Origin of the sequence: Nonomuraea aridisoli, from assembly GCF_003236395.1 — a bacterium.
Classification (GTDB): domain Bacteria; phylum Actinomycetota; class Actinomycetes; order Streptosporangiales; family Streptosporangiaceae; genus Nonomuraea; species Nonomuraea aridisoli.
In genome coordinates this window covers 1-3630 of sequence record NZ_POUD01000470.1, presented here as the reverse complement: position 1 = coordinate 3630, position 3630 = coordinate 1, and the positions used below count along the sequence as shown (strand labels likewise).

Annotated in this window: 4 protein-coding genes; 2 read left to right on the top strand and 2 right to left on the bottom strand. The window is 68.0% G+C overall.

The window, feature by feature from the left end; all coding sequences use genetic code 11:
* Positions 1–66 precede the first annotated feature (66 nt).
* Positions 67–798: a WbqC family protein gene (locus C1J01_RS46940; protein WP_220040469.1), complete on the bottom strand. Its 732-nt coding sequence runs from the start codon at positions 796–798 to the stop codon at positions 67–69.
* Positions 799–814: 16 nt separating this feature from the next.
* Positions 815–2602: an ElyC/SanA/YdcF family protein gene (locus C1J01_RS53620; protein WP_328589753.1), complete on the bottom strand. Its 1788-nt coding sequence runs from the start codon at positions 2600–2602 to the stop codon at positions 815–817.
* A 139-nt stretch (positions 2603–2741) separates the two neighbouring features.
* Here C1J01_RS53620 and C1J01_RS46925 point away from each other — a divergent pair, with 139 nt between their 5' ends.
* Positions 2742–3164, top strand: coding sequence for a hypothetical protein (locus C1J01_RS46925; RefSeq protein WP_111185507.1), 423 nt, complete (start codon positions 2742–2744; stop codon positions 3162–3164).
* A 74-nt stretch (positions 3165–3238) separates the two neighbouring features.
* Complete coding sequence (locus C1J01_RS46920) at positions 3239–3538, top strand: hypothetical protein (RefSeq protein ID WP_111185505.1); 300 nt, start codon at positions 3239–3241, stop codon at positions 3536–3538.
* Positions 3539–3630: the final 92 nt, after the last annotated feature.

Sequence of the window (3630 nt, the reverse complement as noted above, 5' to 3'; positions counted from 1 at the left end):
CCCCCGCTCAGAAGACCCTCGCCCCGGCTTGCCGCTTACGCTTCCGTCTACTTGGTGACAGCTTCCTTAACGACAGGCCCGCTTGAGCGCGTCCTCGTGCGACGTCAGAACGCGCCCTTGTAGTGCCGTCAGCGTCGCCCGCAAAGCGCCCGGCCCTACCAGCAGCAGCGCGTCCACGGCGCTCACCTCGCGCGCTGACCTCCAGATGCCCGTTCCGGGAACCCGGAACGGGAGTACCTCGATCGAGTAGGCGCTGAACGCATCCAGGTCCAGATAGGTCATCCCGCCAGTCCCACACAGGTACCTCGTCGCGCCAGTCAGCCAGGCTAGGTCCGCGAGCCGCTGAGACCTGTCCTTCCGCGCGGGCAGATCACTACTCCGCAGGATGCGTCCTGTCCACCCGACCTCCTCCAGCAGCAGCCGCGTAGACAACTCAGTCACATCCGCCAGCCGATCGCCGCTGTCGAACAGGTCGAGTACGGAACCGAGGCGCCGCTTGAACAGCGGCCAGTAGGCGCTGTGCCGGTAGTGGTCGGCGAGCAGCTGCGCGACGCGCCGCCGACAACGTCGAGGGTCGGCCAGACGCGCGTCACGGATAAGTGTGGACCGGCCGTCCGGCAGCCGAGTGGCGATCGACAGCCATTGCCGTGTTCCGTCGAGCCCTGCCAGACGCGTGCGGTGCTGGTAGTCGCGCCGGGCGAACTGCACGTCGTCCAGGACGATCCAGTAATCGGCGGTGAACAGCTTGGCCAGAGTGGACAGCCGAGGGAACAGGTTGGGCTGGTGGATCGCGCACACGGCCCCGTACGGCGGATCAGGGCGTGAAGAGCCTGCTGTCGAATCCGGCGCGGAGAAGAGCCTGGTAGGCGTCATGAACCTCTCCCGGGACGTTCTGCTCGATGGCGTACCCGAGCTTCGGATACTCGATCACGCGCTGCAGGTCGCCGACGAGCATGTCGATGACCAACTTCGGGTCGCCGATCGAGGTGACGTAGTCGTCCAATTCCAGAGGCTCGGACGCGCACACCACCTCCACCTCTGGCCATACCTTCCGTGCTGTGGCATAGGCTCGGCGCTCCATGTACGGCTTGGAAATCAGCAGCACCGAATCGGGCTGAACTCCCGCGTCGGCCAGGACCTGACGGGACAGCCTAATGTTCTGCCCCGTGTTGGTGGCGTTCGGCTCCAGCAGGATCGCCTCGTCGGGCACGCCGAGCTCTAGCGCATACTCGCGGTAGTGGACGGCTTCGCCGCGCGGGAACCGCGCCGCGGTGGTGGAGCTGGTGGCGCCGCTGAACACCAGCAGCGGGAACCAGCCGGCGCGGTACAGGTCGGCCGCGGCGCGAGCGACACCCAGGTCATGGCTGCCCAGACCGATGGCCACATCGCAGCGGCGCAGATCATGGCCCATCTGGTGGTAGTCCCAGATAGTGCGGGCGTGCCTCCGCTGCTCGTCGGTGATGACCTGCTGCTTGACGCTCACTCGGCTGCTCCCTGATCGCCGTGGCAGAGGAAGAGGCGTCTCCCTCTGGAAGGACTCTTGGATCCCCTCGATGCTGCGCAGTTGATGCGCGAGCCCGTGCTGTGCGGCCTCGCGCGCGGCACGGTCGAGAATCACCAGCCCATCATCCACGGTGGCCCGGTCAGAAAGCAGGATGTGCCCGTAAGCCGTCTCCAGCCGCACCCGCTGCATGGGCGCATCTGTGACGGCAGTAGCGCGGGCGAGATCGATCAGGCGGAACGCTTCCCCGAGGTTGCCGGCGCCGCGGTGGGCCAGCGCAAGTTTCTGGTGAGCGACGGACCAGTCCTCGGGTTCGCCAATGCTCTCGAACTCGCGGATGGCCGTGCTCATCAGGCGGGCGGCGTAATCATGGTTGCCGTTCTTGGACAGCGCGGTCCCCACCCACAGGCGGGCGCGGGTCCGATCCCGGGGCGAGAGACGGTCGTCGACGGCGAGCGCCTCGTACTCGTGGGCGGCGCCATCCAACTGGCCAGACATCTCTGCGACCACCGCCAGCGAAAGGTCGAGTTGCGCGACGCGGCGCGGGATGTCGAGCTGGGCGTAGATCGATCGGGCGTTGAGGTAGGAGCGGCGGGCCGACAGCGGGCCAGCCACGGCGCCCTGATCCCGCTGTAGGTCGCCGAGCAGCGTCGTGGACCGCGCGAACAGGTACAGGCCCTTGTCGTCCAGTGCTTGCGGGTTGTACAGGGTGAGCCACCGGTTGAGCAGGTCGGCAGCGAACGGGAAGTTCTGGCGGCTGAGCGCGACCACTGCCCGGTCCAGATCGTCGGTCCACGTCTCGTAGTCCCAGGCCCGCGGCCCAACGCGTGTGACGCGTAGCCCGTGCTGCTCCGTGCCCTGGCCAAGTTCCAGCAGCAGGGTCTCGAACCGCAGGTGTGTCGCCGAGTCCGCGCGTGCGAGCGCCGTGTCGAGTATCGCCTGCGTGTCCGGACGCGGATGCGTGGACGAGCCGAGCTGATCCCACTTCGCCACGGTGCGGGCGGCCACGCCGAGATGCTGCGCGAAGACGCGGACGCTCATTCGCAGCGCGAGACGAAGTGCATGGGCTTCGAGGCCCGTCCACTCATGCACGGTCGTCACGGCGTGGCTCCCTTCCACGGTCATGGAAGCACGCGGCGACGCTGCGGGCCTACGGAAGTGCAACGCAAGTGCGACAGCCGGTCGTATCCAACAGCGCCGGCGCTGGCCATCCTCGAAGCACGGGCCATCATCCCTGGTCATGGAGGACGGCACCTTGTGGACAACCCTGACAGAGCAGCGGGAAGTAGACGGCCCGATCGTCTACGGCTACCTGCGGCTGGACCGTTCATCGCATGAGCGGCTGGCCGCGCTCACCGTGACGCTCGCCCAGTACTGCGACCAGCATGAGCTGCAACTGTGCGGCATCTTCACAGATCGGGGACGCGGCTCGGTGAACGACCGGGCGTTCGTCGGCCTGCTGAACCTGCTGACCGTGTCCGACGCGTATGGCGTGGTCCTGCCGACCTCCCACCACCTTGGTGGGAGACGTATCGCCGACCAGCGCAGAGAACGGATCGACGCGCTCGGCGCACGTCTGCTGTACGTGCGGGATTCCCGGCGAACCGCGCCCCCTGCCCTCCGGAGCATCCAGGCGTGGCCGTTGGCGTCCAGCCGCCGCTGACAGCCCAACACCACCCGTCTGCCCCTGCCCGCATCCTCTCGTGATCACCCTGTGCCAGCACCGAGGAAACTGCCGTGAGCCTCATCATCGACACCACCGGCGGCCGCCAGTGGGCGGCCCACATCGAACAGTCCTGCAAATACTGGTGGCTGGTGCTGTGGGAACCCGGCCGACAGCGCTTCACCGCCTACTACCGGGGGCCATGGAAGCCGGGCGGCGTCTACCGCACGGGCACGACGCCCGAGGAGCTGTGGACGCGCATCGTGGCCACGCAGGCCGAGGGCCGGCGTCACGCCGCGGCGTCCGCGTCGACGGCGGTGCCCCCGCTTCTGCCCGACGAACTCCCCGTCCCCCCGTGGAAGGCGGCCGGGTGACCAGACGAGACGTGGCCGAGCGAGCAGCCGCACCCACGGGTCCGGCAGCCTCCCCACGTCTTGGCGCGGGCAGCCGACGATCACCCCGGCTG

Excerpts from the sequence above, each read along its gene's own strand:
- C1J01_RS46925 (WP_111185507.1), top strand. The coding sequence starts at position 2,742 with ATGGAGGACGGCACCTTGTGGACAACCCTGACAGAGCAGCGGGAAGTA.